This window comes from Thalassotalea euphylliae (genome assembly GCF_003390335.1).
Classification (GTDB): Bacteria; Pseudomonadota; Gammaproteobacteria; order Enterobacterales; family Alteromonadaceae; genus Thalassotalea_F; species Thalassotalea_F euphylliae_B.
Genome location: NZ_QUOU01000001.1, coordinates 1,781,469 through 1,807,995, shown reverse-complemented (window position 1 = coordinate 1,807,995; position 26,527 = coordinate 1,781,469). Strand labels below are relative to the sequence as shown.

Annotated in this window: 22 protein-coding genes and 1 tRNA gene; 3 read left to right on the top strand and 20 right to left on the bottom strand. The window is 44.2% G+C overall.

What is annotated here, in order from left to right; genetic code table 11:
• Positions 1–66: 66 nt before the first annotated feature.
• The 14 genes from lpoB to DXX93_RS07895 form a co-directional block, all read right to left on the bottom strand.
• The gene (lpoB, locus tag DXX93_RS07960; protein ID WP_116007638.1) at positions 67–666 is read right to left on the bottom strand and encodes a penicillin-binding protein activator LpoB; all 600 of its coding nucleotides are present in this window, start codon (positions 664–666) and stop codon (positions 67–69) included.
• A gap of 45 nt (positions 667–711) precedes the next feature.
• A complete protein-coding gene (locus DXX93_RS07955; RefSeq protein ID WP_116007637.1) occupies positions 712–2,184 on the bottom strand; it encodes a COG3014 family protein in 1,473 nt (490 codons plus the stop codon).
• Positions 2,185–2,459: 275 nt separating this feature from the next.
• Entirely contained in the window at positions 2,460–3,674 is a 1,215-nt protein-coding gene (locus DXX93_RS07950; protein WP_116007636.1) for an ABC transporter permease, read from the bottom strand.
• Between the two features lie 24 nt (positions 3,675–3,698).
• Positions 3,699–5,015, bottom strand: coding sequence for an ABC transporter permease (locus tag DXX93_RS07945; RefSeq protein ID WP_116007635.1), 1,317 nt, complete (start codon positions 5,013–5,015; stop codon positions 3,699–3,701).
• Positions 5,016–5,066: 51 nt separating this feature from the next.
• Positions 5,067–5,810, bottom strand: coding sequence for an ABC transporter ATP-binding protein (locus DXX93_RS07940; protein WP_116007634.1), 744 nt, complete (start codon positions 5,808–5,810; stop codon positions 5,067–5,069).
• Positions 5,811–5,929: 119 nt separating this feature from the next.
• On the bottom strand, positions 5,930–7,213 hold the full coding sequence (locus DXX93_RS07935) for an efflux RND transporter periplasmic adaptor subunit (protein ID WP_116007633.1): 1,284 nt from the start codon (positions 7,211–7,213) through the stop codon (positions 5,930–5,932).
• Between the two features lie 258 nt (positions 7,214–7,471).
• Entirely contained in the window at positions 7,472–9,076 is a 1,605-nt protein-coding gene (locus DXX93_RS07930; RefSeq protein ID WP_116007632.1) for a methyl-accepting chemotaxis protein, read from the bottom strand.
• Positions 9,077–9,085: 9 nt separating this feature from the next.
• Positions 9,086–10,087 carry a cytochrome-c peroxidase gene (locus tag DXX93_RS07925; RefSeq protein WP_220347560.1) on the bottom strand — a complete coding sequence of 334 codons (1,002 nt, stop codon included), beginning with the start codon at positions 10,085–10,087 and terminating at the stop codon, positions 9,086–9,088.
• A gap of 205 nt (positions 10,088–10,292) precedes the next feature.
• Complete coding sequence (locus DXX93_RS07920) at positions 10,293–10,532, bottom strand: hypothetical protein (protein WP_116007631.1); 240 nt, start codon at positions 10,530–10,532, stop codon at positions 10,293–10,295.
• Positions 10,533–12,206, bottom strand: coding sequence for a PepSY-associated TM helix domain-containing protein (locus tag DXX93_RS07915; protein WP_116007630.1), 1,674 nt, complete (start codon positions 12,204–12,206; stop codon positions 10,533–10,535).
• Positions 12,207–12,230: 24 nt separating this feature from the next.
• Positions 12,231–12,530: a hypothetical protein gene (locus DXX93_RS07910; RefSeq protein ID WP_258872620.1), complete on the bottom strand. Its 300-nt coding sequence runs from the start codon at positions 12,528–12,530 to the stop codon at positions 12,231–12,233.
• Positions 12,531–12,792: 262 nt separating this feature from the next.
• Positions 12,793–15,135: a TonB-dependent receptor gene (locus tag DXX93_RS07905; protein ID WP_116007629.1), complete on the bottom strand. Its 2,343-nt coding sequence runs from the start codon at positions 15,133–15,135 to the stop codon at positions 12,793–12,795.
• Between the two features lie 448 nt (positions 15,136–15,583).
• Positions 15,584–16,789 carry a PepSY-associated TM helix domain-containing protein gene (locus DXX93_RS07900; protein ID WP_116007628.1) on the bottom strand — a complete coding sequence of 402 codons (1,206 nt, stop codon included), beginning with the start codon at positions 16,787–16,789 and terminating at the stop codon, positions 15,584–15,586.
• Between the two features lie 210 nt (positions 16,790–16,999).
• Positions 17,000–19,291, bottom strand: coding sequence for a TonB-dependent receptor (locus DXX93_RS07895; protein WP_116007627.1), 2,292 nt, complete (start codon positions 19,289–19,291; stop codon positions 17,000–17,002).
• 434 nt (positions 19,292–19,725) lie between these two features.
• Between DXX93_RS07895 and DXX93_RS07890 the strand changes: the two genes are divergently transcribed.
• Positions 19,726–20,964 carry an ABC1 kinase family protein gene (locus tag DXX93_RS07890; protein WP_116007626.1) on the top strand — a complete coding sequence of 413 codons (1,239 nt, stop codon included), beginning with the start codon at positions 19,726–19,728 and terminating at the stop codon, positions 20,962–20,964.
• A 201-nt stretch (positions 20,965–21,165) separates the two neighbouring features.
• Here the strand turns inward: DXX93_RS07890 and DXX93_RS07885 are convergent, their stop codons facing one another.
• Both DXX93_RS07885 and DXX93_RS07880 read right to left on the bottom strand, forming a co-directional pair.
• Positions 21,166–21,654 (bottom strand): fasciclin domain-containing protein, encoded by a 489-nt coding sequence (locus tag DXX93_RS07885; RefSeq protein ID WP_181902302.1) that lies wholly within the window; start codon positions 21,652–21,654, stop codon positions 21,166–21,168.
• Positions 21,655–22,063: 409 nt separating this feature from the next.
• A complete protein-coding gene (locus tag DXX93_RS07880; RefSeq protein WP_258872757.1) occupies positions 22,064–22,666 on the bottom strand; it encodes a hypothetical protein in 603 nt (200 codons plus the stop codon).
• Between the two features lie 535 nt (positions 22,667–23,201).
• Here DXX93_RS07880 and DXX93_RS07875 point away from each other — a divergent pair.
• Positions 23,202–23,378 carry a DUF6435 family protein gene (locus tag DXX93_RS07875; protein WP_116007624.1) on the top strand — a complete coding sequence of 59 codons (177 nt, stop codon included), beginning with the start codon at positions 23,202–23,204 and terminating at the stop codon, positions 23,376–23,378.
• 73 nt (positions 23,379–23,451) lie between these two features.
• Here DXX93_RS07875 and DXX93_RS07870 read toward each other — a convergent pair whose 3' ends face one another.
• Complete coding sequence (locus tag DXX93_RS07870; protein ID WP_116007623.1) at positions 23,452–23,835, bottom strand: winged helix-turn-helix transcriptional regulator; 384 nt, start codon at positions 23,833–23,835, stop codon at positions 23,452–23,454.
• A gap of 290 nt (positions 23,836–24,125) precedes the next feature.
• Here DXX93_RS07870 and DXX93_RS07865 point away from each other — a divergent pair, with 290 nt between their 5' ends.
• Positions 24,126–25,040, top strand: coding sequence for an alpha/beta fold hydrolase (locus DXX93_RS07865; protein WP_116007622.1), 915 nt, complete (start codon positions 24,126–24,128; stop codon positions 25,038–25,040).
• A 130-nt stretch (positions 25,041–25,170) separates the two neighbouring features.
• Here DXX93_RS07865 and DXX93_RS07860 read toward each other — a convergent pair.
• From DXX93_RS07860 to tpiA, 3 genes are all read right to left on the bottom strand, one after another.
• Positions 25,171–25,255, bottom strand: a tRNA-Leu gene (locus DXX93_RS07860).
• A gap of 24 nt (positions 25,256–25,279) precedes the next feature.
• On the bottom strand, positions 25,280–25,657 hold the full coding sequence (secG, locus tag DXX93_RS07855) for a preprotein translocase subunit SecG (RefSeq protein WP_116009874.1): 378 nt from the start codon (positions 25,655–25,657) through the stop codon (positions 25,280–25,282).
• 3 nt (positions 25,658–25,660) lie between these two features.
• Positions 25,661–26,434 (bottom strand): triose-phosphate isomerase, encoded by a 774-nt coding sequence (tpiA, locus tag DXX93_RS07850; protein ID WP_116007621.1) that lies wholly within the window; start codon positions 26,432–26,434, stop codon positions 25,661–25,663.
• Between the last annotated feature and the right edge of the window lie 93 nt (positions 26,435–26,527).

Genomic DNA, 26,527 nt, shown 5'->3' with positions numbered 1-26,527 from the left:
TCGTTATCCAGAAAGTATAGGCAGCTTGCTATCGCTATTTACCCGTTCTTTTTACCGGACAGCAACTTACCAACCTAGGGTAGCATTCTCGCGCGTCTTACGAATTTCAGTTTCATCCGCCCATTCAATAATACCGCTTTTTAAGTCCATCAGACGCATTGTAAACTTGTAGTATACGTCTTTCTTGTCTTCATTGGTTTTTACGATGCTTGCCAAGTTACCGTATAGCATGTACTCCGCCCCCACTTGCTGACCAAACTGAATCGCCTTGCTTGGGTCAACTAAACCGCCAGTTTGCTGGAAATCTAGCTGCTTGCGCACGGCATCCACGCGGCTCATATCAACAAAACGGAATTTGCCTGAGCGCAGTACTTTAGTTGAAATAGAATCCGTAATTGACTCCGTATCAATGTGCTCACTGGTTTTGTTCTTTAAGCGCTCAACAAACACTACAGGACGTTTGTTTTGTGTTAGCGAACCGATAATCGGCGAGGCAATTAGTGAGTCAGTCATCTCGTTTGCCACGGTTTGTAAGTCGGTTGAGCCGAAATTGATATCGGTGGTTTCAACCGCCGTGGCGTCACCATAGCTGACCACCTGTTTACTTGAACAACCCGCTAACACCATGGCTGATAGTGCCGATGCGATAAATAATGCTTTTTTCATCGTTAATTCCTTTCCAATTATCATGAACTGTTACGGTAAAACTGTTTAAAGCTCTACCTGTTTAACTTGCCAAAGTTGGCCGACCTCAGAAATAACGACCAAGGTCATTTTGTCTGCGGAAATATTCACTGTTATAGGCTGTCGTCGCTGACTGTGTTGATTTATCGCTAGGCGATGATCACCAAGGGGTATATCAGCCCGAATTATTTGTACATCACCCGGCAGCGTCAGCCAGCTACGAGTATCAGCGCGCTCCGAGGCCAAGTTGTATAGTCCTGCGAGAATGTTGCCAACATCGCCGCCTTCTTTGCTTAATTTCTTTCTCACTTGTTCTTTGGCGACCAAACGTAACACCTGACGGCTAACAATGGCAGGTAAGCGCTCTGCCAGTTGTTTGGCCACTAATGCTTGCAGATTAACAATAGTGGCTGCTGTTAACTCACGCTCACCAACGGTTACTGTCAGGCTTTCTGGTAAACGAGCTTTATTCGAACGTTGATTATGGTCATAGCTTGGTACCGAAACACTGTAAAACCTTGGGTCGCCGCCACTTGTCCAAATAGGCAATTGCACTGCTTGTTCGTGTTTCGCAGCAATCAGTGCTTGCTCATAGACGATAACTAATTGGCCAGTTTGCGCTGCGTTCGCCCCTCGCCCCTTTTCTATACTTTTTAGCACTTGCCCGACGTTATCTTTGCCCAATTGCTCGCGATAAACATCAAGGTCATTATTCATCCCTAAAACTGAACCAAGCCTTAATACATCACGCTGTAAATAGCGGTTTTCAGGGAAGATTTCGAATGCTCTTTTATAATCAATATACGCGTCGTTAAGCTGACCAGCCGCTTCATACAAAATACCCGACAAGTAAAAGGTATACGCATTTTGAAAGCCATTTTTTAACTGGCCGGCTTTGCTTGTTAGCGCCGACATGGTGTTATCGAGATAGTTAAGATCAATGCCTTCAATAGCTTGTGCTTGCTCGGCATTTAACAATTCACGTTCGTGCTGAGCAAGCGCAGCTTCTTGAATGTAGTTAGCACGACGAACTTCCACTAAGGCACCTTCTAAATCATGTGCAAAGGCATAATTGAGCGCTTGGTAGCCATGCATCATGCTCTGCTCGTATGCGGGCAATTGATAGGCAATAGCGTTATCGTTCGTCACTAAGGTATTCACTTGTTCTACGCTGCGCCCTACGGTGAGTTTTGCTCGCGCTCTTTCTTGCTCAAGTGCTTGATAGCTTTGTTCAAACCACCACTTGCTTTGTTTTATATCACCTTGTAAAAAGGCGATCCGCCCTTGTTCAACCAGTGAAAGCTGATAGTTAGTGTCACCGGCATAGGCTTTTTTAATGTTCGACTGAGCGCTTTCAATATCTCCCTGTACAAGTGCTGTGCGCACTGGCTGAAATTGTGACGCATAGTCTTGAAACAAGTTGTTGAGCTGTAAGGTTGCACATCCCGACATCGCGACGACAGCACAAACCACAAAAAGTCGCTTTGCAAGCACAAGCATAGAAAAAACAAATCCTTACCGAAAAGATATTAACCACTCTAGCGAGTGGTTAATGAATCCTAAATGAACGAGGCTCAATATAAATAAAATGATCAAAGAAAATAAGCACTAGCGTGTAAAATTTCGTAAAAATGGAGGGGCAGATGTCAAAAAGTATATCGAGAAAATAAAGCGAGCACTCGCTAAGCACGAGCACTCACTTTTACTTTGTCTGATAAAAAAGTGAACAAAAGCGCGAATATAAAGAACTAATGACACGCTTTTACCAGGTAGCATTAAACCGTTCGAGTAGCTGTAGCAGGTGCAATACTCGTTGCCTTTCGCGCTGGACCAAAAACCGCCACTTGCCCGACGACACATAGTGCCAACATACCGACAGGAATATAAAACCAGCTCATTGGGGTTAACGACAGCGCATTGACCAAGATCATGTTTAACCCTATGGTAAGCGCCGCACCAAGTAGCACGCCAAAGCCACTAATGATCATATTCTCCGTCATAAAGTAGCGCAGAATATCGGCCTTAGTCGCCCCTAACGCGCGGCGAATGCCTATCTGTTTCTTACGGCGATTAACGCTAAAGCTGGCAAGGCCAACAATACCTAAGCTAGTGACAATGGTCAGGGTAATAATAACGGTGGTCAGGATTTTGATCATCGCCGTATGACCGCGATAGCTGCGCTCCCTGACATAATCAACACTGCGCATGTTTTGGATAACACGGGATTTATTCTTCGCTAGCAGCTCTTCTACCTGCTTCATCATGGCGTCTCGTTGGCCATCTTCCGTGCGAATGAAGTAACTGCTTGAGTCACGCGCTAAATACTCGGGTGATAAGAAAGAATGTTCTACGTTGTTCCAGCCGACCCAAGGGGCTTGCAGTTTATCAATCACACCGGTGATGATCATTGGCTCAGTATCATTGATGTAAACGGTTTTACCTATGCTTTGTGCGTAATCTAAGTCGGGAAATAGGCGCGTTGCCATCGCTTGCGTGACGATAATTTTATCAGGCCAGTCGCTGGCGCCCTTGCCTCGCCAACGGATATCAGTTGCCGTAAAATTTTCCCCCGCTAACAATTGCACATCAAGCGCATTAATGCCGCGCTCATCCACCATGTAAACTGCCGTGCCTATACCATCGTGCTCTGCGCCCGGTTCAGTTTGCAAGCCCATTGACCACCCGCTACCGCTCACGGGAATCGCATTAATTTGAATCGCATCAACCACGCCAGATAACGCGCGAATATTCGCTAAATCTTCTTCAATCGTAGCTTTCGCGCTGAAATTTTCAGTAAAGCCGCTGCTGGTGACAAAAAATGAGTTGGCTTCATCAATACCGCTTGGGCGTTTGGTCTCTTGGCTACGCTCGTAAATAATAAACACTGAATTAACGATAACGGCCATGGTGAAGGCGATCTGAATCGCGATCAGCAGTGCGCCAACTTTGTTGCGCAACAATGCGCGAAATATGGGTCCTAGTGCTAACATTTTATTGCTCCTTATGCTGTTTTGTTATTGGCTACTTAGCTGGGTTGCAGGCGCGACATTACACGCACGCCACGTGGGGTATAAACCCGCTAAAATACTGGCAACAATCGCAATCACAATGCCCGTTAATGCCATCACCCAATCAAGCGACACTAAGTTACTGACAAAATCACCGTACAAGGTTTCAATGCCAACCAAGCCAAAGAGCGCAAGCCCTAAGCCCAACAAACCGCCTAGCAAACCAATCGTGGCCGACTCAATAATATGCTGAATAAAGATGTCGCGTTTAGATGCGCCAATCGCTCTGCGCAGTCCTATTTCTGACGACTTCCCCATAAACTTGGCGAGTAAAAGCCCGATGGTGTTAAGCAAGCACACCACAAGGAACATAAACGACATCCACATCATCATTTTGGCATCGTCTTCAACCACCTCTTGGTTTGCCATCCAGCCCATCACATCAAGCAATTGGTTGTTCATTGGCCGTGGAAAACGTCCTAACGCCTTTTGCTCACTCACATAGTTATTTAAAAACGCTAAGTAATCAGACTGTTCTTGCTCGCTATTAAGTTGTACCCACATTTGGTAATTGATACATTCAGACTGCAAGAATGCTTTAAAACCCTCGCCTTCTGGACTTTTCCAGCAATTGGTATTGCCCCAATTAGGCAACTCATAAGTTTCTTTTAAGAAAAACGGAATAAAGACTTCTTCGCTTTCATCAAAAGCACCGTTGTTAACGTCGTAAAACTTAGGCATTGGCTGCCACGCATCGAGTACACCAACGACTTTGTAGTTTTGCCCAGCAAGCAGCACAGTGCGGCCAATCGAGTTTTCACCACCAAAAAGCTTGTCGTTAATACGCTTAGTTAACACAATCACTTGTGCACGTTGTTGATCACTTGCCAATTGCCAGCCACTACCGAATAAAAACGGCGTGTTGAACATGGCGAAGAAATCCCCTGTGGTTAGGCGAATGACCGCTTCAAATGGGTTGATGTCTTGGTTTTCCGGCACAATAATGCCACCCGATTTAGCCATCACCACTTGTTTACTCGCTTGTTGCGCATTGAATAAGTTGTTGGCTTCGGTCCAAGTAATTTGGTTTGGTGGCTCGCCGTTGCTGTCGTTAAAGGCGTTGTGCGGGTCCCAACTGTCGACTTGCACATAAAACAGCTGCTCACTTTTCTCAGGGATCGGATTAGCCGACATCAAATAATTAACCGTAACCGTGGTCATACTGGCACCTATGCCCAGTGCGATGGCCAGCACCATTAGCGTACTCAGTAGTGGATTCTTTTTTATGCTTTTCGCGGCAAGCTTTAGGTAGTAACTAAACATATTGCCTCCTTTGCTTTTCTCGTTGGAATTCTTGTTTTTTGTTTGCTACTGCTATGCTTGCGCCGCAGGGATTTCAACGACCTTTGCATGTTCGCTTGCAGCTTGGCCATTGCTGATCACCTGATCTTGGCTGATATCACTGACTTGACCATCTTTGACAAAAATATTGCGCGTGGCTTGGGTAGCCAGTTGCGGATCGTGGGTTACCATAACGATGGTAGTGCCAGCTTTATTAATGTTTTTTAGCAATTCCATCACACTTTGTGCCATTGACGAGTCCAAGTTACCGGTTGGCTCATCAGCAAGTAAAAACCTCGGCTTACCTGCGAGCGCTCGTGCTATAGCGACCCGTTGCTGTTGACCACCTGAGAGCTGCGACGGTAAGTGCTTCATGCGACTGGCGAGGCCAACAATTTCCAAGCTCTCTTCGATGCGTGTTTTGCGCTCTTTAGCGTTAAAGCCTCGATAGCGCAATGGCACATCGACATTGTCGAATAGGTTTAAATCAGGGATAAGGTTGTAGCTTTGAAAAATAAAACCAATTTTCTCGTTACGCAGTTTACTGCGCTGATTATCGTTTAGATGACTTACGTCTTCGCCATCGAGCAGATAACTGCCGCTGTTAAAGGTTTCCAGCATGCCAGCAATATTTAAAAACGTGGTTTTCCCTGAGCCTGACGGGCCTGTTACAGCAACAAATTCGCCTTCGTCCACTTGCAGGTTAAAGTCGCGTAGGGCATGAGTTTCCACCACCTCAGTGCGAAATACCTTCTTGATGTTCGTCATGGTTAACATGGTGTGCTTCCTTCTGATATGAATCTTGTTATCTTGGTTATTGTGTTATTTATTTTGCGACCAGTTGTTTGGCTGCCACTTTTGGGTGGGCAGCTTTTTATTCGTTTTCTAATTAGCTCTTAATTAGTTAAGAGCACTTTACTGGCATCATTAAATTGGTCAGTGCTGGAGACAATAATTTGATCGCCAACTGCTAAACCGCTGCTAATTTCCACCATCGACAAGCTGCGCGCACCAGTATTAATCGCCACTTTTTCAGCACTATCACCCGTGACTTTAAAGGCAAAACGGCCACTGGAGCTTTCTAAGAATTGACCTCTGCGCACTATCAGCACATCAGTTTTTCGCTCCATCAAAACGCGAGTGGTTAGGCGCTGGTTTTGGCGAAGCCCAGGGGGCTGTGCAGTATCGGAGGCGGCAAAACGCACGCGGCCAGTCACTTGATTGTTCTCGATTTCGGGCGAGATAGTGACTAGGTTAGCCGCATACGTTTCGCCATTAACGGTGACTTCTGCTGGCATGCCAATCGCTAAATCATCGGCATAGCTTTCGGGGATAAATACTTCGAGTTCGAATTCAGACAAGTCAACCACACTCAAAATAGGTTGGTCGCGGCTCACTTGGTTTTTTTGTTTAACTGCCAGGTTGCCGACAATACCGCTTACTGGTGAGCGCATCACAAGCTCGTCTACTTTGCGTTGTAACTCCTTGACCAATAAGGCTTGGCGATCAACTTGCAATTGGCTGGTTTTAATTTCAAACGCTAAGCTTTCTGCGTTTAATGCCGCATCTTGCTCGGCGTGTTGGAAGACAAATTTGGCGTTTTGTAAGTCGTCTTGTGCTTTTTCAAAGTCAATTTGGCTAATCGATTTAAAGGCATATGCTTTGTCGGCGCGGCGTTTTTCGCGATCAGCGGCAACTAAGGTGACTTTAGCCATATCTACGGCTTTTTGATCTTCCAACGCTTGTTTACGCGCTTGAATTTTTTGACGCTCCAATTCCAGTTTTTGTTGCTGCAAACTGGCCTGCTCTTGTTTCAATTCGTTGGTAAGCGCAGGGCTGTCGATACTCGCCAGTACTTGACCTTTCGCTACTTGATCGCCAGCATCGACTGAAAAGGTGATGGTGCCTTGTCCGGTGGCATATAATCTTGGGCTGACCGCCGCGACCACTCTGCCCTGCACTGACAAATCTCGAACAAGGTCGCCGCGCTCAACAGTGGCAATGCGCAATCTATCGCGTGCAATACTAGCTTCGCCGGATGACCAACTGCTAATCGCAGGTGCGGCTAAGAAAATTAAAACTATGATAGTCGTCAGTGATAAACCACTCACTAACCACGCTTTTTTATTGGATTTGGGCGTCAGGACGACATCCTGTCCGCTGGTGTCTGCTATTTTCACAACGCTTTTCCCGAAATTGAATATCAAATGAACAATCACAAGGTAAGTCGCGCAGCAAATCGAAAAGGTTTAAAAACTTGTGTAAATAATCTGCATTTTTTGTAAATTGGCGCTTAAAAACGACGGTTGTAATTTGCTACTAGACGATTTTTGGCGAAATGAGTTTTGATGAACTGAGATATCTACGAATTATTTGACTTGTTAAGTAGCTCAACCCAGCGTCGCAAGCTGGGTTGACTAGTAGTGAAGGGTTATAAATTACGCCAGCTTGAAAGTCGACACATTCGCATTCACATGCTCGATTGCGCTCAGTACTTCAACACTGTTGTCTTTCAAGCTCAAACTGTCTTTCGCCGTTTCATTGGCGATATGCGTAATACGGAATAAGAATTCGTTTACTTCTTTGACGGCTAGCTCTTGCTCATGCGTAAATCGGCCAACTTCACCATTAACCTGCTGAATTTCAGTCAGTTTATCAAGCACCTGCTGCAATGAGTCGGTCAGTGATAGGTTAACCTCTCGGCACGAGTGAACTTGTTCACGCCCCACTTCCATAAGCGATTTCGCTTCGTTGGCCATTGCTTGTACTTTGGTGATCGTCTGCTGAATAGAGCTGGTTGATTCCTGCGTTTTAAGCGCCAGCGCTCTTACTTCTTCAGCAACAACCGCAAAACCTCGACCCGCCTCGCCTGCACGTGCCGCTTCAATTGCCGCATTAAGAGCCAACAAGTTGGTTTGGTCGGCAATCACCTGAATCACTTCAATGACAGAATTGATTTCGCCGCTTGAATTACTCAGCGAGAAGATAACATCACTCGCGGCCTCAACTTTTTCAGTGAGCAGAGACATACGTTCATTACTTTGCTCGGTAAGTTCAACACCTTGTTTAGTGTAATCAACAATTTCATTGGATTGTCGCTGCGCTGACTCACTTGATTCTGTGACTTGTGAACCTAAGGTCAACACTTGGCTGATCGATTCGTTAACGCGCTCAATTTCCACTTTTTGCTGCTCAGTGCCTTGCTGTGTGCTGTCTGAAATACGTGAAAACTCAGCCACCTTATCATGTGTGTGGCTTACTGAGCCGGCAATTTCACTGACAATGTGCTGCACTTTATCAATAAACGAGTTGAACTCTTTACTCAGGGCATCAATTTCATCTTTATCGCGATTCACTAAGCGACGCGTTAAATCACCATCACCACGCGACAGTGCGATGGCTGCCGCTTTTAACTGGCTGATCGGTTTTAACAAACTGTTAGTTAAATAAAACGAGATAAACAATGCAACGAGCGTGAAGATCAACAGTGTAATGCCCGCTAATTGCAGTTGCTGATCGGTATTAGCGGTCACTTGTTTGGCAATATGTTCAGCATCAGCCTCGGTATTTTTTGCAAACTCAGACAATAATGCAGAGACCTTGAGCTGCTGCTTTTTCAGCAATCGCATGTCGTGCAGCTGATGCTGGCTTACTGCTGATAAGTACTGCTCTTTTTCGGCAAACCACTGTGACGACACCGCATTTACCGACTCACCCAGTTCTTTCGTCGCTTGAGTCAGCGCATTTTCCTGGGCAATCGCCATTGATTGATTGAAGGCTTGCTGCAACTCTTGAAATTGCGTCATTACGCTATCATTCTCGCTTGGCGTGGTCATGATAAGTACTGACTGAGCCAAGTCGACGGCCTGGCCAAACTGCTCTGCCGCGTGCTGGCTATTCACCACCGCTTGCATCGGCTGGTTAAACGCATAAACCGTTTGTTGCCCTTGTTGAAAGAGCAAATACACCAGATAGACAGCCAAAGTGCCAAAGGCCAGAATAATCGCAATAAAACTGTAAAGTAACTTAGATTTGATGGTCATGCTGGCCCCCTAATACGGTAAAATAGGTAAACTTACGGCGCTATCATCACCAGTAAGGGTTAACATAAATTGCTCTAAATCAGCAATGTCAGTCGCATTTAACGCTATTGGCTGCATTTTTTTAGAAAGACTTGCGCGCTTCAAACCACCAGGTATGTAGTGGCCGATTACCGCAGTTAAGTTTTCGAATCGTCCGTCATGCATATACGGCGCTCTTTGGCCGATGTTACGCAAGCTTGGCGTTTTAAATGCAAACTTTTCTTGCGATTTACCCGTCAGCTTGCCACGGCCTTGATCTTCGCCAGCTAAGCCGATGTCGTGGAATTCCTGATCAGTAAAATTCCAGCCACTGTGACAATCCGCACATTGGGCTTTGCCCACAAACAAATCAAAACCGCGCTTAGCAGATTCGTTGATCGCACTGTCATCCCCGTTAACCCAGCGGTCAAAAGGCGCTTCACCAGAGACAACGGTACGCTCATAAGTGGCGATTGCTTTAGCAATATTATCGGCGGTGATACCTTCATTGCCAAACGCGCGGGCAAACCAAGTGCGGTATTGCGGCACCTGTTTTAACCGATTAACCGCTTCGCCAATCGGTAAGTTCATTTCGACGGCACTCTCAATCGGGCCTTTGGCTTGCTCTTCTAGCGTAGTTGCACGGCCATCCCAAAAAAAGCTTTTGCCCCAAGCAACATTGATAATACTCGGCGAGTGTCGATCTAATTTGGTATTTTGATCCCCCACTGAAAGCTGGGTAGCATCTTCCCAGCCAAAACTAGGATTATGACAAGTGGCACAAGTCATATTGCGATTGTTACTCAAGCGCGGATCGAAAAAGAGCATTTTACCCAGTGCTGCTTTTTGCACTGAATAAGGGTTATGGGCAGGAAAAGGAATGGTTTCAGGTCTTTTAAACTGAGATTTTAATGCTGGATTAGCACTTGCTCCCCCAGACATTAGTACACTCAAGGCAATAGCGCCTATCGACAACACACGATAAAACAACAAAGCAACCCCTCTAGATTGTTACGGCTAGCACACTGGAGCTGCGGAATTTACATTTTTATTTACAATTTCAACAACAACATTACATCATACACTCATGCACTAAGGCTATACGTTTAATGTTTTCTCAGCCAAAATAACGAATTAAAAAAAGCCAGTACCTTTAAGCTACTGGCTGGTTAATAGTTTTAGTTGACATTAGTGACGCTTAATTAGCTCTTACATCGGGTCGAGCACGCACCAAGGTATATAAAGCGCCTATTGCCCCTGCAATGCCGAGAAATACAAAAACGCCCCGTAATGTACCGTAATCACATGCCACTAACACTAAAGCTAGCGTCAGAGCAAAAGTAGCCGCTAACCTTTTCAGCACATTAGCCGTCAAACTACCGTTATCATCTGCGAGCAACACACCTAAGATAGTTGCGAGTATTGCCATAAAGGTCATTTACGCTCCCTCCCTAATCATCGGCTGCTTTATTGATGCTGTTTCTGGCACCTGCTGCTTTTTCGCAAATACTTTAACCACATGAATAAGATATAAACCTAAGCTCAAGCAAACGATATCAATTGCGGTGCTCATATAATGCCCGTTGAGAATTTCATCTATTTTTTGTGTGCCTGTCACCGCAAGGTCGATTGGCAACACTGTGATTAAAAGGAATGCGGTTAGGTAAGCGAGTTGCTTGGCAAAGTGCTTTTCACACTTCACCACAAACGCCAATAAAAGAATAAGTAGCCAGCTACCGAAAAAAGGCCAGCCGATAACGCTGCCGACATCGTCAACATCCATCAAGTATTTAAGAAACATCTGCGTAGGAAATAGCAACACTGTGGCAACCACTATGCCGCCGCAACCGCCGACTGTAAGACGATTAAAACGCTGGTATGTTTGCATTGAGTAACGAGGATTAGCAGCATTGACACCACGCTCAATCCAGAGCATAAGTCCAGTGAGTGGCAACAAGGCAGTACCTAAACCTAGTCCTGCCCATATCAGTTTAACGAACACTCCGCCAAAATTACCAAAATGGAGCGGGAACATAATATCTAATATATCGCCAGTAACCCCTTCAATGCGCCCAAAGTTGCTGTAACGCTCGATAAACTCTCCATCAGCGTGATAAACAGCAGTTTGTGATGCAACGCTTTCACCACCAGCAATACCAACGTACATTTTGGCACTTCCATCACCATAGCCCATCACTGTCATTGATCGCACGATAACCTCATCATGAAGCTCAAACGCCTGATCAAATGCCGCACCAATCGCTGTTGGTTGTTCAATATGTTGAATAACGGGCTCGGGAATCGCGGTAAACGTTTCTACTAGCTTGTCTTGATCACCGCCAAACGAGACAAAAGCCGCCGCTGGCACAAGCACCACCACAGCAAGCCCAAGAAATGCCCCGGTAAAAGCGATCACCGAGTTAAACAGCAAGCCCCAAACGCCAATCGCTTTGTGACCATCGTTTAGCATCAAGCTATAGTTCTTTCTTGGCCTGAAGGTAAATAATTGCGCCAGTATTTTTCGATGAACAAAAATACCAGTAACAATGGATAACATCATGGTTAAGCCAAGTACACCAGTCGTTAATAGACCAATGGGTCTACCCAAATGTAGATCTGCGTGGAAATCGACGATAAAGTCAGCCATGTCCGACTCGTACGTCTCAAAAATTTCTGACATCAACCCCGACTTTTCTTGCACTAACTCATAGCTACGAGGATCAAATTCAAATGAAGTACCCACTGGTGGACTGTGTTTTGGCTCGCCCTGATCACTATTAGCGCTATCTTCATCTGCCGCAGCAAGCTCGCCGTGATGCGATCCAAAAATAATCGCCAAGTGTTTGTTACCACCCACTCTTGGCAGAAATATCAGTATTTCTTCTTTGTAATGTTCTGGCACGCGCGGAGCATATTGTGCGACTAATCGCTCCACCTTAGCGGTGTCGATAGGTGCTAATGCGCGAATTTCTGGGTTTGCCCAAATTTTAATTTCAGGTCGGCCAAATACTGACACGGCACCAGTAAAGGCAATAACAAACAGGAGTACGCCTGTGATAATGCCAACCCAGCTATGCAAGGTGTAGAGTTTTTTAATTGATTTACTTTTCATTTTCCAAGCTTCCTAACTCTGTGCTTATCCGGTCAGCGCCAAATAAGACAATACGCCATGGCTCACAGACAAAGAGATCATTAGCGCCCAAGGGTGCCATGCTTTTTCAGCCATATAGCTGTATAAACACAAGCCAGTCCAAATAAATGGAAACAATAAGATAGGCACGCCAATTTGGTCGGCGGCACCAAAAGGTAGGTAGGTTGTCATTCCCGGGACTAAGACAATACAAGTAAGAAAAGCCATCAGTACACCAGCGACATTACGACTTTTTATTGCCGTAAAGACACTCTTGCGGGTTGACTCGATAAGTTCAGCATCCATTTTTAGAATTGATTATGCTTTTAACAAATTAGCAAGAAATAATAACTTCGCAACAACACAAACATAAATAACAATTATTGTTATTTATTTGTTCTATAAATAAATAACGTTATAAAAATATAGGGGGGCAGAGCTATCAATAAAACAAAGCGAATGTTGTTGCATTGAGAGTTTATTGCCTTGTATCAGTGAAGGTAAGAAAGGTAACGTGGGAAAGCAGCACTCTTCCCCACGCGTCATATTGAGTATGACTGAGTAAAATTTAGAAATCCGCTAAGAATGTTAAACTGACTTGGCGAGAACGACCGGGTATATGTTGGCCAAAGCTTTGGCTATTTCCTGCGTTATCAGCGTCCGTAAAGTGTGTCGAAATATAGTCCTTATCCAGTAAATTACTCACATCTAGCCTTATCGTGTAGTTGTCCCACTCATAGCTAGTATTTACATTGACTAAGGTACGCGCATCATTCGTTGGGTCCGCATTAAGTGCTAACTTTTGTGACGATAGTGAGACTGCAGGATTTAAGTAAGCCGGGCTTTCATTACGGTAGTTAGCATTAACACCAGCGCTAAACCCTTCGCCAAAATCATAGTGAATGGCAATGTTAGCCGTCCACTCTGGAGCATCGGCAAATGAACGTTCAGAAAGATCTACAACTTCGCCCGTAGCTGGCAGTGTGTATTCAAATTCGGTAAATTCTGACTTAGCGTAGCCTAACCCCGCCGTAATGGTTAGCTGTTCACTTGGGTAATAATAGACCTCGGTTTCAAAGCCTTTGACATTTGACTCACCTGAGTTAATGGTTTCATTGTCAAAGGTATTTGTCGATAACTGAATACTGATTTGTTGATCTGTCCAATCAGTGTAGAATAAGTTGGTATTCCACATTAAGTTCCCACCTAGCCATACTGAGCGAATCGATAGCTCGTAGTTGTCAGTATATTCAGGATCATAGGTGAACAAGCGCGTACGCGCAGTATTGGTGCCAACACCACCAGAGCGATAACCGCGTTGATACACTAAACTTGCGGTAACATCTTCACTGGCGTGGTAACTCACACCAATTTTTGGTAACCAAGCATCAAAATCTGCCGAAGATAGCGGCTCTACACCTGACGCACCAGCAGCGATGCCATTTAAGTTAGCATTAATACCTGCCACGACTTGATTTAAAGGTGCAGGCAGCACAGCGGGATCTGGTAATGTATTATTAATTTGAACAACAGCTCTTGACGAATTGCTTTGTTCTTCTTCGTCGTAACGAAGGCCAGCTAGCAAGTCAAATTGATCCGTAATATGCCATGTAATATCAGCATAAATCGCCATGGTTTCAACTTCTTGATCGAAGCCGTCAACTAAACCCAAGCGAACAGGATCAATATCAGGATAGAGCGGTAACACTGCGCCGATTAATTCAGCAGGTAAGCCAAAGCCACCTAGTGCCGGCGGAGCACCTAATAACACAGCCAATGGTGGTAAGCCAATGGTACTAAATGAAATCAATCGCTCGCCTACCGAGGCAGCATCGACCTCTAGCTTCGAATAGTAAACCCCAAATAACGCCTGAATATCATCAGTTTGGTAGGTAATCCTTAGGTCTTGGCTGATCGTTTCATCATTGCGGATATAGGTTTGGTCAGCGACTAATTGTTCGGCACTAAGATCACCATCCCAACGGAAACTGTATTCGGAATCATTATAGGTAGTGACTGAGTACAAGGATAGTTCATCCGTTAACTCCCACGTTAACTCGAGATTGTATAAATCAGCATCCGTTTTTTGCCAAATAGGAGAATTGAAAAAGCTCTTGCGATCAAACGCTGAATCACCATAGTTGAACTGTGCCCACTGCGCCCCGTACTCGATTTCCATACTCGATAGCGTGAGTAGTGCTGTGATAGCTTCCGTTGGCTGAAACAGCAGTTTGCCGCGCAAGCTTTCCGTATTCTCAAAAGTTTGATCTTTCTTTTGAGTCGTATTGTAAATATCACCATCGTATTGGTTATCTTCATAACTCAAGCGAAATGCCAAGATATCATCAACCAAGGCACCACCACCGGCAAAGGCAACTTCTTGTTTACCATATTCCCCTATCGCGAGTTTGCCTTTACCTGTCCATTCATAAGTTGGATCTTGGGTACGCATAATAATTGCGCCAGCTAATGCATTACGACCTTGCAGTGTTGATTGAGGGCCACGAAACACTTCAACTTGCGCTAAGTCCCAGACCGATGTACCACCAGCTCTTGCCACGCGTTCAGGTAAAGGAGCACCATCTAAATAAATGCTGGTTAAATAGCTATTACCACCGCCTGAAACGTTAAAGCCATCAATGCCGCGAATACTAAAACCTTGGCCAAAATCACCCGAGATATTTGGCACAATATTGTAGATATCATCAACGGTTTTGATGTTGAGTTTTTCAAATTCTTTTGCCGTGACAACAGCGACACTGTTGACTGTTTCTTTGAGTGAGCGATCTATTTTTTGACCTGTTACGACAATCGTCTCGATACTATCGTCTAATATTTCATCGGCAAGTATTGTTTGAGAGAACGCGCCGCATGCAAGCATTAAAGCAGTGGCAACTTTGTTATATTTCATTGGGTTTACTTCTGTTGTATCAATAAATAAAGCTGCGCATTAACTCACGGCAGCAACGAAAAGAGCCAAAAGGGAAAGTGAGAGGCTTCCTTATCATGGCATTGAGGGGTGGCCTCATAAAACAGCTTTTAAGTGTCTACCTTTGAATATTTTTCAAACACTTAGATAGCGCCTGTTCAACTCAAAAAATACCAGTAGACATCAAAAGCGAAGCAATGATAATGATTTGCATTTTCATTGTAAAAAGTTCGTTAATTATCAAATGAAATAATATTAATTAGCCAAGATTATTCGGTTAAAGAAGAGTAATCGTACATCCTAAGACATACACAGAAAGTGAAAAACAAGGGGCAGCTGCAGCCTAAAACTATTCGCCCTAAGTTGAAGAGTTTGCGACTGCAGTTATCTTGGCAAAGCTTTAAGCTGCTAATAATGCTGATTTAAGCTGCTATTGAGTAATAAACCCACCAAACAGCAATACGGTGATGACAAGGCAAACAACAATAGCCACAATAGAAAACCACTTGCCCCAGGTCATTGTTTTAGTCGCTGCTCGCCAAAATTGCGCACGTGAAACTGGCTGTGATTTAGGCACTCGGGCAATGCGCATGCCGTAAATATAAGTGCCAGAGATTGCCAAGGTGCTAAGCACTACGCCGAAAATAAAGTAGAGTACCTTGGAAGGAAAACCGGCAAAGGTGCCAAAGTGAAGCGGGTCCGCAGCTTCGGAAAGACGCGCGTGAATGGATAAGTTCACCCCTTGGTTTTTGACTAAAAGTTCTCCTGAGATGGGATCAAAGCTCAGCATATTGGCGCGAGGTCTAACCAATATGGCATCAGCTTGTCCTTGAAATACAACCCCGTCGCCATTGCGTTGTGGGAAGAAGACTCGGGTTACCGTTAGTTCAGGATACGCCTTTTCGACCTGCGCTAACATCTTGGCAAATACCGTTAATGAGGGCAGAACTTTAGCATCGACAGCCTGCTCAGAATGGGCTTTGCCGCGATCTGGGTAATCGGCTCTCAGTCCCCAAACTTCAACAAAGTACCATATCCCTGTGACAGCAATAATGGCGATAAACCACAAACTCCACACCCCAGCTAGACGGTGCACGTCAGCCCAGAATAACTTGCGATGACTTCGTCTTGGCATGCGGAAAAACCCTGTCCACCATTTGCGATAAACCACTAAGCTCGTGACTAACGACACAAACAGCAAGAAGCCTAACGCGCCGACTATGGTCACCCCGATTTTAGTGGGTACCATGAGATGGCGATGGCTCATCCGAAAAAATCGCTGCCAGTTATACCAACGCCCGTCGCCCAGATACTCTCCCGTTGAGGGATGAAAAAAGTTGCGATGATTGGTATCTTCGGTGTCAAAGTAAGCCACTTCAGCGGCGAACCAAGGATCGAGAGGGGCGCTAAGGTATAAGAAATGTTTATTGGGTTGCTGTGCTTTGGCACTCTTGTATATGGCTAACCAATCGAGTTTATCAACTGAGCTGGCCTCAACACGCATTGCCGAATTGGTTAACCAATCCAGCTCGTGAGAAAGCACCGCCAGTGTGCCTGTTACTAAGGTAAACGATAATAGTATCGACAGTTTAAAGCCCACCCAGCTATGGACTTTAAACCACTTTGCTCTATTCAAAAAATTGCCCTCTCTAGTGTCTTGATACAGGTGCACTTGTACAAAAACTCTTTCGCAATCATGCTCCGACCTGAAAAGCGATATTGCTGATTTATCAGCAATACACTACAGCCAAACACGATTGCGAAAAAACAAACGAAGCCCTTAACTCAGCGCCGAACTAAATAACTTAATTAAGTTGCTGAATTAAGGGCTTTAATTAACTATCTATTATTCAAAGTTGTAAGTCACCGCGAGCCCAAATTGACGCGGTACACCAGCTCGTGCAATGCGTGCGTCTGGCGAGCCAAGCCCTTCACCATTGATTTCAAGGTAATTTTTGTCGGTTAAGTTAGTCACATAAGCATCAACAACAAACTCACCAATTTCATAACCCGCTTTAAGGTTAATAAGCACACGTGAATCTAACTTGAACTCGTCATTATTGAAGATATCTGACTCCATATCTGACTGATAGTTGATGTTACCGCTGATGTAGAATTCGTCAGTAACATAAACTCGACTGCCGAATGCAGCCGTCATCTCAGGCGAGCGGGCAAAGGTATTACCACTTAAATCAATCGGATTGGCATTGTTGTCAAACGCTGTATAGTCTTTAAACTCGGTATCAGACAAACCTAAACTACCAAAGAAAGTTACATCGTCTGAGTACGCATAGCGGAATTCAGCTTCTAAACCGGATATTTCAGATTCACCCGCATTAACGGTGACACAGCTTAACAAACCATTTGGGCATTCTTGTACTTGCTGATCTGTCCAGTCACCAAAATACGCATTCGCATTCAATATCAAGTCGCCATCAAGCCATACTGAGCGATAAGCAAGTTCGTAGTTATCCAGATATTCTGGGTCATATTCAACGGGTGCAGCACCGGTAATAGCGTTGTCAACGCCACCTACGCGATAGCCTTTTTTATAGAACGCACTTATCGACTGATTTTCATCTAACTCATAGGTGATACCCACTTGCGGTAGAAACGCATTGTAGTCGGTGTCACGCGCGTCAGGACCTGAAGGAGCTAATCGCGAAAGCAGGACGCCATTGACCTGAGCAATACCCGCTTGCACAACAGGGCCTAAACCTGCGCCGGGGAACATTAATTCGGCTAACTGCGCCGATTGCACAGGATCAGGTAATGTGCTGCCTGCCGCTAACGTATTCGCAGCAGAACTTACAGAGTCTTGCTCTTCAACATCGTAGCGGAACCCTGCATTTAAGGTTAATTGATCGGTAAGTTTGTAGTCCCACTCGGTAAAGAAGGCATAGTTTTTCGTATCTTGCTCAAACGGGCGTAAAGCATCAACTTCAATCGTCTCAGGGTAGAACGGAATAAGCTGCCCTGCCCCCGGCACACTGGCGAGTAATAAATGCAAGCCTATGTTTGATAACGCACTGGTGTTATTCACTAACTCTACATCAATGTAGTATGCGCCAAATACACCCGTTAGCTGGTCAGAGTCGTAGTTGAAACGAATTTCTTGCGACCAGTTTTTATCTTGAGCTTCGCGGCCGCGAAATGCGTTACCACCACCAGGGCCTTCATCGTCATCGTCTTTTCTAAAGTAATCGCCATCAATAAACGAGGTTACTGCCTGCATGCTCCACGCATCGTTGAAAGTGTAATCGATGTGAATCGCACCGGTTGTCGCTTCATAGTCTTCATCGGCAGCAATATTCGCTGAGCTATTGAAGCTGTCTTGTAGCTGTAAGTCAGAGCGGAAAATATCTTGGCCACGTTTAGTTTTTGCATAACCTAAACGCAAGTTAGCTGTAAAATCTTCACTAAACTCAATAAGGTACTGAGCGCGAATATTAGTATTCTCGCGGGCATCAAACTCATCATCATTTAAGGTAACATTGGTGATGTAGCCGTCAGATTTTGAGTACTGCCCAGTTAAGCGCAGCGCTGAGTTGTCGGTCACGGCAAAATTGGCAACACCGCTGGTCGTTTGTAAACCGTAATTACCAAGCTCTAACTTTACGCTACCGTAATTTTCATCAAGCTCTGGGCGCTTGGTTTTAACCACTAACGCACCGATAAGCGCATTACGGCCAACGTTTGTTGATTGTGGACCACGCAAAATTTCGACTTGCTCTACATCCCATAAATCTTTTGGATTAAAGCGCGTTGAAAAGCCTGTGTAAGCAACGCCATCCACATATAAACTTGCTAGTTCACCGCTGCCACCACCTGTTGAATTCTGATTTTGCGTAATACCACGCAAGCCAAAATTTTCACCATTGGCAAAAGAAAATGCGTTCGGGGTAATGTCGAGTAAATCTTCATAATCGAGTACTGGCATTTCTGCAATCACATCAGCAGTAATCACCGAGACACTTTCTTTGGTGTCTTGCAGAGAACGTTCAATTTTTTGGCCAGTAACGGTAATGGTTTCATAGCTCTCTGCGTCAGCGGCGTTTGCTGTGTTAGCACTGACGTGAGTAGACATGGCGGCGAGTAAAGTCGCCGCGGCAACTTTGGATAAGGTGAATGACTTCATTGTTATTCGAGACTCTTTAGTGTTATTAGAACTTTTTGCTTCGCCAAAAAGTGATTTACGCTTTCATCACGACACCAAAGATGGAAAAACGGTGTGTAAATGAATGAAAGTGTGGCGGCATTCTACCCACACAAATTATTGTTATCAATAATGATTTCTATTTGTGTTTTTGTATTTATAATTATATAACTTCTCATCAATATCAGTGGGCTTCAGTGGGCTTCAGTGGGCTTCAGTGGGCTTGTAGTAAAAAAGATCAAAGCCGCTGGCATTAACGTAAACCTGTATAGACATTCTTTTATCGGTAGCCATTAACCTTGTCACATCACGACGACACACATAAAAACACACATAAAGACAAAGCACATAAAGATAATGCCCCCCAAAAAATACCCACCTCCCGTTTCTCTCGATTAACCAGCATCGGGGGTTTAATGGCAAAAGTTGCCACCAACGCCATGGTGAACGGCGCAAAACAACTCGCGCAGGGTGAATCGCCGACGGTAAAGAACTTGGTGCTGCAGCCTCACAATATCCGCTTGTTAGCGGATAAATTGGCGCAAATGCGTGGCGCAGCAATGAAGCTGGGTCAGTTACTTTCGATGGACGCTGGTGATTTACTGCCCCCTGAACTCAGTCAGTTACTCGAAAAACTGAGGGCTGATGCCAAGCCCATGCCTCACAAACAGCTCATTACCGTGTTAAAAGCGCAATGGGGGGACAATTGGCTTGATAATTTTAGTTATTTTGAGCTGCAACCCTTTGCCTCGGCCTCCATTGGGCAAGTGCACTTGGCCCATTTAGAAACAGGTGAAAAGCTAGCCGTTAAAGTGCAATACCCCGGTGTCGCCACCGCGATAGCAAGCGATGTTGACAATGTAGCCGCTCTACTCAAATTATCAGGCCTGTTGCCCAAGCATTTACAAATAGACGATTTAATCAGTGAAGCAAAGAAACAGCTACTCGTTGAAGCCAGTTATCAAGCCGAGGCTAGCTTTATGAATCGCTACACAAAGCTGATTAACAACGATGGTTTTTGCCTGCCAACGGTTGTTAAGCCGCTAAGTAATGACGCGATTTTAACCATGAACTTTATTGACGGTATGCCTATCGAGAACTTGCGAATGGCACCACAAGCAACGAGAAATAAGGTTGTTGAACAATTAATTGCGCTGTTTTTTCGTGAGCTGTTTGATTTTAAGCTGATGCAAACAGATCCGAACTTCGCTAATTTTTTGTACCAAGAGGAAGCGCAAAAAATTGTCTTGTTGGACTTTGGGGCGACACGAGCGATTCCCGGCCACATTAGCACAGGCTATTTAGCGCTTATCAATGCCGCCATGTGTGAAGATGAGCAACAAATGATCGCCTCTGCAAAACAGTTGGGATTCTTTACTAAAGACATTAGTGACGATTACCTCGCGCAGATCTTGGCAATTTTCAAATTAGCCAGTGAGCCGCTAGTAGCTAACGATTATGATTTTGCGACAAGCAACTTAGCACAGCGTATCAAGAACCAAGGCATGAATATTCAACGCCAAAAAGATCAGTGGCATACGCCACCTGTTGATGCCATTTTTATTCACCGTAAGCTCGCAGGTATTTATCTTTTAGCCACTAAATTAGCAGCAAAGGTCAATGTAAAAGCCTTATTTATACCTCATTTAGAATGATGCTGCTCTGCTGACCAAAGGCGGGAAAAAGCAGTGACTCATTAGCGTGTGCATTGAAAACCACCATAGCTGAATACGGTTTTGAGCTAACGGAAGTAAAAAAAAGCCCACCTTGAAAGAAGTTTTGGTGGGCGAGTGTCGGAATGCTATTGGTACGCGGTTTATCGAAAGCGTATAAATCTCACGCTGACTTGAATTGAATTAATGGTGCTTAGCGACGGTTGCTTTTTCACTTGGCATGATCACATTATCAATCACATGAATGACACCGTTTGATGCCTTGATATCGGTTTTTATCACTTTGGCATTATCGATCATCACTTTGCCGTTCATTGCGGTGATATCAACACTTGAGCCTTGCACAGTTTTTGCGGCATCAATATTGACAACTTGCTTAGCATAGAACTTACTGGGCACTACGTGATAAGTCAGAATTTCAATGAGCTTATCTTTGTTTTCTGGCTTGAGTAGATTTTCTACTGTGCCGGCTGGCAACTTGGCAAATGCCGCGTTAGTGGGCGCGAACACAGTGTAAGGGCCTTTACCTTTAAGTGTGTCTACCAAGCCTGCTGCTTTTACCGCAGCAACTAGCGTCGTAAAACTTTGGTTTGATGCGGCAACATCAACAATGTCTTTCTGTTTTTTGTAACTGTAGCCACCCGCAGATACAGCAAATGCTGAAAGTAACATAACAACTGATACGGCTTTAACCCAAATTTTCTGTAACGTATTCATTTTGTTTTCCTGTTTGTTTAACAAAAAAAACAACTGCGTTTCTGTGTCTTTTGTTAGTAAGTCATAGTGTTAATAAATAATGGTGTTAACGGCAAAACGCTTTTCCATGGCGTTTTGCCATTGCCGCTGCGGATATTGCTATTTACGCACCACGAAAAATTCGGGTTTACTTTTTAACCAGCATCTTGCAGTAACAATTTGTGTCTAACTGGTAAATGATAAGGTGCGTGAGGCTATTTTTAGCCTTTAGCTTTATTAGCCAAGTAGTTGATTGTATAGCTGGTCTTGCTTTGGCTGACCAATCTTTGTTAGCCAGCCTAGTAGCCTGCGTTGAACAAGTTCACGGTATTAAAGAAGTTTACTGTTACTGTGTCGAGGAGGTGCTCAGCGCGGCTTTGGGTGTCGTAACCAAATCGCGTAAATCATTTAAAGCATCTACGGCAAAGCCGCGATCATAGAAATAAAGAATTTCGTTTTTTGCGCCAAGTAAGATGACCCTGGCATTGTTCGGGTTTTCGGTGCCCGTGAGCGCGGTAATTTTCTCCGCCTCTTGATAAACCGTGACCACCCCGCCCCACAACTGTTTCGGAATCCCCTTGCGCATACCGTTATTGATAAAGGTTTCGAACATACGTGGCAGCATCCCCTCAATCGTTGGTAGCTCGTAAGCAGTGACAGGCGTTTGCGTCATATCTAACCCAATTAGCCAGCGATCGATATCAAACTGGGAGTCTTGCACATAACCAATTAACAATAAGCGATGCTCGCCTTTTAGATCATTGGGGATAGACACACGTTCTTGGTTGAGATTTTCACCTCGCACATTGGGAAAAGTTTCCTTGAGTGGTATACGGTTGGCTACTGGTGAAGAGCATGCAGAGAGTAACAATGAAGTGAGTAAAGTGAATATCAAAAGCGCAGAACGCCTAATGTTTAATTCTGGTGATGTTACTGAGGTATTTGGCATTAATGGCATAAAAAATATCCTAAAATTTCAATTTATTAGGATTACGGAAGAACTGATGATTCTGATTAGGTTCCCATTTAATACCAATTGAAATAACTACTTAATCATTCAGCGAGAATTAAAAGGCTTAGAGGCAAGGCATTGATTGCAGAGAATGGTTATTCCCTTGTCAAAATCAATAACGCTGCATATGAGCCTTTTAAACTCGCCCTTTGGGAGCGTGTCAGCGTCGCGACAATTGCGCCAAATTCATTGGATGTAGAATAACTATATCGGCATAAATTTGGCTTATTCTCCCACCGCTGACAACGCTCTGAATTGATCAATTAATTAATTCAATTGGTATAAATAGATTTGACTCTAATTAAGTTACAAAGCAATTAGTGACTGTAATTAATCCAGATGAGCCGGTGCTCCGTAAACACCTAAGTTAAACCTAACCTTAACAAAACGATTCAACTGCAACTAATTTACATGAATGAATCTCCATAACTTATTCTATGTAAATACATTTAAATGCTCCAAGGCGGCCAAGATGTTTTCTTTTTTCAAGCGTGATCCCATTAAAAAGCTTAATAAACAACACGCAGCAAAGCTCGAACAAGCAATGCACGCACAGCGCAACGGCGATATAAAATCTTACGCCATGCTCACTGCTGAAGCAGAGCAAATTGCCAGTGAGATCAAAGCAATTGAACAATCGCAAGCTTGAAAACTAAAGCTATGGCAGCCGTTAAGTGTGCTGCGATCGGTAATGTTTAGACGCATTAGCTAAGCCAAATGTTTTAATCAGCTCGATCATACGCTACGCGCGCGTTGTTAATGTCTCCAAGGTGGTCATTAGCCCATGAAACCAAACCCCATGCTGGCTTCGCTAAGCCTTTACCAAGATCGGTAAGTTCATAAACCACCTTAACGGGTACCTCAGGATACACGGTACGTTCAACGAAGCCATCACGCTCTAAATCACGCAGTGTTTGCGTGAGCATGCGTTGCGAAATGCCCTCAATACGAGATTTCAGCGCGTTAAAGCGATCTGGCCCATCAACTAGAGCAAAAATAATCAACAGCGACCATTTATCACCAATTTGCGCAACCACATTGCGAATTGGGCAATGTTCGTCTTGCACAAACACCCTACGTTCTTGCTTTTTAATGTTATCGTTCAAATTTTATTCCCCGTTGTTTCTTAATAGCGTTTATTAATAACGTTTATTGAAATTTTTATTGCGACCTTTTATTGCTAAAAAGGATGTGTAGCCTTGGTTAAAAAATATATTTTATTACAATACTTTAGTTAGGATGTCATCAGCTAATCAAGCTATCAAATAGTATAAACAGCCTCGCCAATAGTTACCAAAAGGTAACTAAGACAGTTAAAACTGCCTTCTTGTTAGCTAATATAATTTACCGTACCTTAGTATACAACAGTAACCAACGCTAAATACGGAACTTTTTTATGACACAGGCACTGCTTAAATCAGCTATCGCAGACTCAGCGTCAAACTACACGCCAACCGAAAACGATATTTTCGCTCCAAACATTGCGAAGATCGGTAAGTTCAATGTTAGGTATGCGCGTGCAATCAATAACAACGCCCCCAATCTGGTTTTACTTAACGGTTTTCCGCAAAGTATTCGCATGTGGGAGAGTGCGTGGCCAGAATTGGCGAAGCACTTTAATTTACTCGCCTTTGATATTCCCGGCTTTGGACTGAGTTCGGCAGATAAATCCGATATGTCACCTCGTCAATTAAGCCAAGCTATTATTCAAGTATTTGATTATTTTAATATTGATAAAGCACATTTGGTGGGGCCTGATGTCGGCGTACCTATCACGCTAGCAACGGCAATTAGTTACCCAGAGCGATTAGACAGTATTAACATCTTTGACGGCCCAGGTAGCTACCCGCCTGCCATGTCACCCATCCTAAAAGCGGTTATAAACTATCGTCTGGTCAGATGGTTAGCCGCAGGTATTAATAAAAAAGCCATTATGAAAACCAACTTTAACGCTGCAGTTAAAGACGGTTACCACCATTACCAACCGAATGAGCGTGCGATCAATGAATATTATGAAATTACGCACAATGAACAAGCGCACCAGAATTCGATTGCGTTTTTCGGTTCATATCAACGTGATTTACCATGGATTGAAGAGAACCTTACAAGTATTAAAACCCCAACACTAATCACGTGGGGAAAGCACGATCCCTTTGTGTTAGCTAGTAATGCCGATTATTTAAGCGCAAAGCTGGCTAACAATAAAATGAAGATATTTGAAAACGCTTCACACTTCTCAGCAGAAGATGCTGGTGATGAATATGTTGAGTTAATTAAGAACTGGTGCCTTAGCGATTACCAATTAAAGTAACGTTAGCTGTAATAAGCTTAGCCGCCCTAGCGCGGCTTGTTATCACTTGGAAATGGTAAATTCTAGGAAGATTTTGAAAAATAGCAGGAAATAAAAAAAGGCTACATTGCTGTAGCCCTTTGTTTTTAATTGGTGCGGATGGCGGGACTTGAACCCGCACGCTATTAAGCACCACCCCCTCAAGATGGCGTGTCTACCAATTCCACCACATCCGCGAAATTTGATTCTGGCTGAGTAGCCTAGTTCGGTACGTCGCTGTCGGTCTTATCTTCGTCAGCCGCTGGTACGTCAGCGTTTTTAGGTTCAGCACTTGCTGCTGACACATCCGTTGGAATTTGTTGCTCAACTGGCGTTGATAAGTCGTTCCATTCGTCTGTTGCTTTAATGCGGTTTGCCGTTAAATTACCTAATACCAGGCTAATTGCAAAGAACGCAACCGCTAACCAAGTGGTTGTGCGGGTCATAAAGTTGCCCGAACCGCTTGAACCGAAAATAGTGGCAGATGAACCAGCGCCAAATGATGCGCCCATATCTGCACCTTTACCTTGCTGAATTAGCACTAAGCCAATTAATGCAAGTGCTACTACTAAGTAGATAACAATTAAAATTTCATACAACATCTAACGAGTTCCTTTTGCCGCCGAACAAATCGTTTTGAATTCTTCGACTTTTAAACTTGCGCCGCCAATTAGGCCACCATCAATGTCAGGTTGAGCGAACAAGTCCTGACAGTTTTTAGCATTAACACTACCACCGTATAATATTGGCGTTTTCGCAGCGATATCTTCGCTTGCATTTGCTAAAAACTTACGAATAAATTCGTGTGTTTGCTGTGCCATTTCAGGCGAAGCTGTTTTGCCTGTACCAATCGCCCAAACAGGTTCGTATGCTACAACAATATGGCTAAAACGCTCAATACCTACTTCATCAATTACGGGTTGAAGTTGGCTGGCCAACACAGTTTCGGTTTGCTCGGCAGTACGCTCTGCTTCACTTTCACCGATACATAAAATAGGTACTAAACCTGCGTCTAACGCGATTTTTACCTTATGCGCCACTTGCGTGCTTGTCTCTTTAAACAAGCTGCGACGCTCTGAATGCCCGACAATCACATATTGTACTTTGCAGGCTTGCAACATGCTGACCGATACTTCGCCGGTGTAAGCACCTTGCTCAAACTCACTGACATTTTGCGCACCAACACTAATGTGCTCGCATGCTTTCTCTTGTTCGAAAGCGTCAGTTAATGCCGCTAAAAATGGGCTGCTAGGACAAACAACGATACTTACATCATTTGACAGGCCTAAATCGGCTAAACCTTGACTCATTTCAGTCACAAGACCGAAACTACCATTCATTTTCCAATTGGCTGCAACAATTGCTTGTCTATTCATCTTGCGTTCCCATTTTAGAGCGGCGAGATAGTAACTAACCTGCCACTAACTTACAAGCATTTCCAAACAATATGCGACTGTTTGGCGATAATT

Coding starts and splice junctions, on each gene's coding strand:
- DXX93_RS07940 (WP_116007634.1), bottom strand. CDS start 5,810: ATGTTAACCATGACGAACATCAAGAAGGTATTTCGCACTGAGGTGGTG.
- DXX93_RS07875 (WP_116007624.1), top strand. CDS start 23,202: ATGTTTTCTTTTTTCAAGCGTGATCCCATTAAAAAGCTTAATAAACAA.
- DXX93_RS07930 (WP_116007632.1), bottom strand. CDS start 9,076: ATGACCATCAAATCTAAGTTACTTTACAGTTTTATTGCGATTATTCTG.
- DXX93_RS07910 (WP_258872620.1), bottom strand. CDS start 12,530: ATGGATGCTGAACTTATCGAGTCAACCCGCAAGAGTGTCTTTACGGCA.
- tpiA (WP_116007621.1), bottom strand. CDS start 26,434: ATGAATAGACAAGCAATTGTTGCAGCCAATTGGAAAATGAATGGTAGT.
- DXX93_RS07920 (WP_116007631.1), bottom strand. CDS start 10,532: ATGACCTTTATGGCAATACTCGCAACTATCTTAGGTGTGTTGCTCGCA.
- lpoB (WP_116007638.1), bottom strand. CDS start 666: ATGAAAAAAGCATTATTTATCGCATCGGCACTATCAGCCATGGTGTTA.
- DXX93_RS07915 (WP_116007630.1), bottom strand. CDS start 12,206: ATGAAAAGTAAATCAATTAAAAAACTCTACACCTTGCATAGCTGGGTT.
- DXX93_RS07885 (WP_181902302.1), bottom strand. CDS start 21,654: ATGTTACTTTCAGCATTTGCTGTATCTGCGGGTGGCTACAGTTACAAA.
- DXX93_RS07865 (WP_116007622.1), top strand. CDS start 24,126: ATGACACAGGCACTGCTTAAATCAGCTATCGCAGACTCAGCGTCAAAC.
- DXX93_RS07895 (WP_116007627.1), bottom strand. CDS start 19,291: ATGAAGTCATTCACCTTATCCAAAGTTGCCGCGGCGACTTTACTCGCC.
- DXX93_RS07950 (WP_116007636.1), bottom strand. CDS start 3,674: ATGTTAGCACTAGGACCCATATTTCGCGCATTGTTGCGCAACAAAGTT.
- DXX93_RS07945 (WP_116007635.1), bottom strand. CDS start 5,015: ATGTTTAGTTACTACCTAAAGCTTGCCGCGAAAAGCATAAAAAAGAAT.
- DXX93_RS07905 (WP_116007629.1), bottom strand. CDS start 15,135: ATGAAATATAACAAAGTTGCCACTGCTTTAATGCTTGCATGCGGCGCG.
- DXX93_RS07955 (WP_116007637.1), bottom strand. CDS start 2,184: ATGCTTGTGCTTGCAAAGCGACTTTTTGTGGTTTGTGCTGTCGTCGCG.
- DXX93_RS07880 (WP_258872757.1), bottom strand. CDS start 22,666: ATGCCAAATACCTCAGTAACATCACCAGAATTAAACATTAGGCGTTCT.
- DXX93_RS07890 (WP_116007626.1), top strand. CDS start 19,726: ATGGCAAAAGTTGCCACCAACGCCATGGTGAACGGCGCAAAACAACTC.